A 5,861-nucleotide genomic window follows, 5' to 3' on the forward strand; every position below is an offset into this window, starting at 1 on the left:
GTTCCAGAGCCATCTGGTCGGCATCCACGCCGAAACGCTTCCCGTGCCCTACACCTCTGCCACAGGCTTTCCCGACACCGAATTCCTGCAGGTTTCGGCAGATATGAACCGGGAACGGGCCGAGAAATTAAAGGCGCTGTTTCTCAGGCATATCGAGGATTCCGGTCTTTCCTTCGAGTGGCGAAGCCTGGAGAGCTTTTCGGGTGACAGCGCGCTGACCGGGATTTCGAGCGTGCGGGCCGCCGACCTGATCATAGCGGCGCAGCGCGAAACGGGCGGCGATTCCAGCGCGGACGTAGACACGCTGGTCTACGATGCCGGCCGGCCGGTGCTGGTGGTGCCGCACGAGGGTCCGCTGATCACCACCTTCAAACGCGTCTTGCTCGCCTGGAACGGCAGCAAGGAAGCGGCGCGGGCCGCCTTCGACGCGCTGCCCTTCATCATCGAAGCCGAGAAGACTGACATATTGGTTATCGACCCTCCTGAAACGCTCGACGACAGCCCGGAGGCCGCCGGCGCCGAAATCGCGTCGGCGCTGTCGCGCCACGGCGCCACCGTCAGCGTTTCGGTGCAGCAGTCGGGCGGCAATTCGGTCGATGACATCATCCAGACCAGAATCGCGGAAACCGGCGCCGATCTGCTGGTGCTCGGCGCCTACAGCCACTCATGGCTGCGTCAGCTTCTGTTCGGCGGCGTGACACGCAGCGTGCTGCGCACCGCGCCGGTGGCGGCGTTCCTGTCGCGGTAGGTCCACAGCGATCGCTGGGCCTTGCCTTTGCCAAGGCCCCTTGCTCTTGCCAAGATGGGGGCTTTCCAGCTAATTCCGCGCGCATTCCCCTGTTTTCCTGCGCGCGATCCCCGCGTGCTGTGGAGTGCGCGACATGTCCCTTCCCGAAAAAGCCTTTCCGGTCTCCTGGGACCAGTTCCATCGCGACGCCCGGGCGCTCGCCTGGCGGCTTGCCGGCGCCAACAAGGGACAATGGAAAGCGATCGTCTGCATTACGCGAGGCGGGCTGGTTCCCGCGGCGATCATCTCGCGTGAACTCGGTATCCGCGTCATCGAGACGGTCTGCGTCGCCTCCTATCACGACTATACCAGCCAGGGGCAGCTGCAGGTCCTCAAGGAGATCACCCCTGCCCTGCTCGACGAAGACGGCGCCGGCGTGCTGATCATCGACGACCTGACCGACACCGGCAAGACGGCGGGCATCGTGCGCGCGATGATGCCCAAGGCGCATTTCGCCACCGTCTATGCCAAGCCGAAAGGCCGGCCGCTGGTCGATACTTTCGTCACCGAAGTCAGCCAGGACACCTGGATCTATTTCCCTTGGGACATGGGCTTCACCTACCAGAAGCCGATCGCCGACGACCACGCCGGCTGATTCGCAACAACCTGCCTGTTACAGACCAGCAGCTTGCACCCGGGCATGATTGCTTTCGCAAACAGGTCCGGCAGGGCCGGATATTTAGCCAAATCGACGTCTATTGGCGGAAATCGGCCAGGCGAATGAAATTTTTTACTTTTATTGCCGACAATTAGCCGTAAGATTCGTGAGACGGCAAACGATTCCGGAGGCTGGGGCTAGCTTCTTCGATGTTGACGAGGCCAACGACACACAATCATCTGGCCGAAAGGGTCCGACGGCTCTTCGGCACGGCGCCGTGCCGTCTGCAGGTTGCCGCCCTGCCCTGGCGCGACACGGGCGACGGCGTCGAAATCATGCTGATCACCAGCCGCGATACTGGCCGCTGGGTTTTGCCCAAGGGCTGGCCAGAGGCCAGGGAGCCGCTCTGCGAGGCCGCGGCGCGCGAAGCCGGCGAGGAGGCCGGGCTGCGCGGCCGTGTCTCTCATCTTGAAGCCGGCCGTTACTTCTACGCCAAGGTCCTGGCTTCCGGCGAAGAAGTGCCGTGCGAGGTCCTGGTGTTTCCACTGCATGTCGACAAAGTCGCGGACCGCTGGAAGGAAAAACACTCACGCACCCGCAAATGGGTCCGTGCGAGCGAAGCGGTGCGCATGGTCAACGAACCCGACCTTTGCCAGATCATCGCCTATTTCTGCGCCGACCCGCACAGCTTCTCCTGACGGGCGGCCACACCGCTCTCTTTGCAAAACGGGACTGGCTTGCAAAGGCTAGACACGCGTTGCCGCGCTTCGACATGAATGCTTTGCTAAGGAATCAAGGGTAGGATTCGGCAGCTCTGGTATTTTTGATCGATGGCGAATCCCGCAAATCCAATTCCAAACGAGTCCGACGACCCACAGCGCGAGCATCGTCCGCGCGTGCTCAAGGGTGGGTCGATCATCACCGGAATTTCCAATTCGGAAGTCGGTTGCACGCTGCGCAACCAGCACGACGGCGGCGCCGAACTGAAGATACCGCTCGAAGCCCGGGTCCCAGATCGGTTCCTTCTCTATGTGCCGCTCGACGGCATTGCCTATCGGTGCGAGGTCCGCTGGCGTCGCAACGACCGTATCGGGGTGCAGTTCACCGGCACCGAGCCAAAGCCCCGGCTGCATTACGGCTGACGCCCGGGCAAGCTTGCGCGCGGAAAATCGTGATCCGCGCCTGCATTCTATCCCCGTTATCCACATATGTGACACACAAGATGTTGGGGTCACAAAAGCTACGCAAACGAATCCTTGACGGCGCAAAACGAGTCGCCTTTTATAGGCCATGTGCTCCTGTTGAGAGTGCGACCGGAAAGTTCTGAGCCCGGTCTTTTTTCCCGGATTATGTGCGTTTTTGCTCGCATTTCCGCCTGTTTACGAGGCCGGCGGAAGCGTTGGGATTGTGGGGCGGTTGGGGACGATAGGGACAATTGTCGGGCTTGAATAAATTGTCTGTTAATACTATATTTAGTGTTTGCAGGTAGGTTCGACGCTAGATAGTGTGAATTTCCCTCGACCGAGGGAATCGGAAAAAATCAGTTTTGAGGGACCTGCGGGTTCGTCGGCGCGTTGGACAGATACTTCGCAAGGAGTTTGACCAGCAGGGCCGGCGGAGACCGCGAAAATGGAGAGCCGGCCGTTTTGGAACGCCCGGCAGACGGCGGACATGCGCGTTTCGCATCGGGGGCAGAAATCCCTGGAGGAAAGCGCTATATATAGACAAAAGGGACCGGACCAATGCGCATCGAGCGTCGTTTCACCAAGCCAGGACAATCTGCCTATGCGGAGATCGAATTCCGCAAGGCGCTCTCGGAGATCAAGAATCCGGATGGTTCGGTGGTGTTCCGCTTGGACAATATCGACGTGCCGGCGCAGTTCTCCCAGGTCGCAGCCGATATCCTGGCGCAGAAATATTTCCGCAAGGCCGGTGTGCCGGCGCGCCTGAAGAAGATCGAAGAGAACGACGTCCCCTCCTTCCTGTGGCGCTCCGTCGCCGATGAGACGGAACTTGCCAAGCTGCCGGAAGCCGAGCGCTACGGTTCCGAGATCGACGCCCGCCAGGTCTTCGACCGGCTTGCCGGCACCTGGACTTACTGGGGCTGGAAGGGCGGCTACTTCAAGGGGTCGGAGGAAGATGCGCGCGCTTTCCGCGACGAGCTTGCCTACATGCTCGCCACCCAGCGTGTCGCGCCGAACTCGCCGCAATGGTTCAACACCGGCCTGCACTGGGCCTATGGCATCGACGGCCCGAGCCAGGGCCACTTCTATGTCGACCCGTTCACCGGCAAGCTGACCAAGTCGAAATCCTCCTACGAGCATCCGCAGCCGCATGCCTGCTTCATCCAGGGCGTACAGGACGACCTCGTCAACGAGGGCGGCATCATGGATCTGTGGGTGCGTGAAGCACGCCTGTTCAAATACGGCTCCGGCACCGGCTCCAACTTCTCGCTGCTGCGCGGCGAAGGCGAAAAGCTGTCGGGCGGCGGCCGCTCGTCGGGCCTGATGAGCTTCCTCAAGATCGGCGACCGTGCGGCGGGCGCCATCAAGTCGGGCGGCACCACGCGCCGCGCCGCCAAAATGGTCATCGTCGACGCCGACCACCCCGATATCGAGGAATTCATCGACTGGAAGGTCAATGAAGAGCAGAAGGTCGCCTCGCTGGTGACCGGCTCGAAGATCGTCAAGAAGCATCTCGAAGCGATCATGAAGGCCTGCGTCAACTGCGAAGGCAATGGCGATGACTGCTTCGACCCGTCGATCAACTCCGCGCTGAAGCGCGAGATCAAGGCGGCCAAGAAGTCCGCCGTGCCGGAGAACTACATCTACCGCGTCATCCAGTTCGCCAAGCAGGGCTATAGCTCGATGTCGTTCAAGACCTACGACACAGACTGGGATTCGGATGCCTACCTCACGGTTTCGGGCCAGAACTCCAACAATTCGGTGTCGCTGAAGGACAATTTCCTGCGCGCCGTCGAGGACGATGCCGACTGGCACCTGACCGCCCGCAAGGACGGCAAGGTGCTGAAGACGCTGAAGGCCAGGGATCTCTGGGAAAAGATCGGTTACGCCGCCTGGGCGTCCGCGGATCCCGGCCTGCATTTCAACACGACGATGAACGACTGGCACACCTGCGCTTCCGCCGGTGCGATCCGGGCGTCCAACCCGTGCTCGGAATACATGTTCCTCGACGACACGGCCTGCAATCTCGCCTCGATTAATCTGCTGCCCTACCGCAACGCCGACGGCACGATCGACATCGCAGCCTACGAGCACACGGTGCGGCTGTGGACCATCGTGCTCGAAATCTCGGTGATGATGGCGCAGTTCCCGTCGAAGGAGATCGCCAAGCAGTCCTACGAATACCGCACGCTCGGCCTCGGCTATGCCAATATCGGCGGCCTGCTGATGACGTCGGGCATTCCCTACGACTCCGATGAAGGCCGCGCCATCTGCGCCGCACTCACCGCAATCATGACCGGTGTCGCCTATGCCACCTCGGCCGAGATGGCCGGCGAACTCGGCGCCTTCGCCGACTACGACCGCAATGCGCAGAACATGCTGCGCGTCATGCGCAACCATCGCCGTGCCGCCTATGGCGAGAAGCAGGGCTACGAGAAGCTTGCCGTCAACCCGGTGCCGCTGGTCGCTTCCGACCTGAAGCAGCAGGACCTTGCGACCCACGCCAAGGCCGCCTGGGACCGCGCCATCGAGCTCGGCGAGGAGCATGGCTACCGCAATGCACAGGCGACCGTGATTGCGCCGACCGGCACGATCGGCCTGGTCATGGATTGCGACACCACCGGCATCGAGCCCGACTTCGCGCTGGTGAAGTTCAAGAAGCTCGCCGGCGGCGGCTATTTCAAGATCATCAACCGCGCCGTGCCGGAAGCGCTGCGCACGCTCGGCTATTCCGAAGCCCAGATCGCCGAGATGGAGGCCTATGCGGTCGGCCACGGCAACCTCAACCAGGCGCCGGCCATCAACCCCGGCGCGCTCAAGGCCAAGGGCTTCACCGACGACAAGATCGCCGCGCTCAACGCAGCCTTGAAGTCGGCCTTCGACATCAAGTTCGTCTTCAACCAGTGGACGCTCGGCGCCGACTGGGTGAAGGAGACGTTCGGCTTCACCGACGAGCAGCTCAACGACTTCTCGTTCGAGATCCTGCCGGCGCTCGGCTTCTCCCGGAAGGACATCGAGGCCGCCAACATCCATGTCTGCGGTGCGATGACGCTGGAAGGCGCGCCGTTCCTCAAGGCCGAACACCTGGCGGTGTTCGATTGCGCCAGCCCGTGCGGCAAGATCGGCAAGCGCTCGCTGTCCATCAACAGCCACATCCAGATGATGGCGGCAGCACAGCCCTTCATCTCCGGCGCCATCTCCAAGACCATCAACATGCCCAACGATGCGACGGTGGAAGACGCCAAGGGCGCCTACATGCTGTCGTGGAAGCTGGCGCTGAAGGCCAACGCGC

5 protein-coding genes are annotated in these 5,861 nt (G+C 61.8%); all 5 read left to right on the forward strand.

Annotated elements, in window-relative coordinates:
* Positions 1-748: universal stress protein (locus tag EN750_RS15655; protein ID WP_145967683.1), on the forward strand; the 748-nt coding region annotated here is incomplete at its 5' end.
* Between the two features lie 133 nt (positions 749-881).
* Positions 882-1,382 carry a xanthine phosphoribosyltransferase gene (gene gpt, locus EN750_RS15660; RefSeq protein ID WP_127259671.1) on the forward strand — a complete coding sequence of 167 codons (501 nt, stop codon included), beginning with the start codon at positions 882-884 and terminating at the stop codon, positions 1,380-1,382.
* Positions 1,383-1,594: 212 nt separating this feature from the next.
* On the forward strand, positions 1,595-2,083 hold the full coding sequence (locus EN750_RS15665) for an NUDIX hydrolase (RefSeq protein WP_023810435.1): 489 nt from the start codon (positions 1,595-1,597) through the stop codon (positions 2,081-2,083).
* A gap of 132 nt (positions 2,084-2,215) precedes the next feature.
* Positions 2,216-2,527: a PilZ domain-containing protein gene (locus EN750_RS15670; RefSeq protein WP_127322526.1), complete on the forward strand. Its 312-nt coding sequence runs from the start codon at positions 2,216-2,218 to the stop codon at positions 2,525-2,527.
* Positions 2,528-3,127: 600 nt separating this feature from the next.
* The coding region (locus EN750_RS15675; RefSeq protein ID WP_127396952.1) for a vitamin B12-dependent ribonucleotide reductase at positions 3,128-5,861 on the forward strand (2,734 nt) is incomplete at its 3' end.

This window comes from Mesorhizobium sp. M7A.F.Ca.ET.027.03.2.1, assembly GCF_003999175.1.
In the GTDB taxonomy this organism is placed as follows: domain Bacteria; phylum Pseudomonadota; class Alphaproteobacteria; order Rhizobiales; family Rhizobiaceae; genus Mesorhizobium.

What these genes read in the sequence shown, in the direction of transcription:
- EN750_RS15665 (WP_023810435.1), top strand. Translation starts at nt 1,595, where the DNA reads ATGTTGACGAGGCCAACGACACACAATCATCTGGCCGAAAGGGTCCGA.
- gpt (WP_127259671.1), top strand. Translation starts at nt 882, where the DNA reads ATGTCCCTTCCCGAAAAAGCCTTTCCGGTCTCCTGGGACCAGTTCCAT.
- EN750_RS15670 (WP_127322526.1), top strand. Translation starts at nt 2,216, where the DNA reads ATGGCGAATCCCGCAAATCCAATTCCAAACGAGTCCGACGACCCACAG.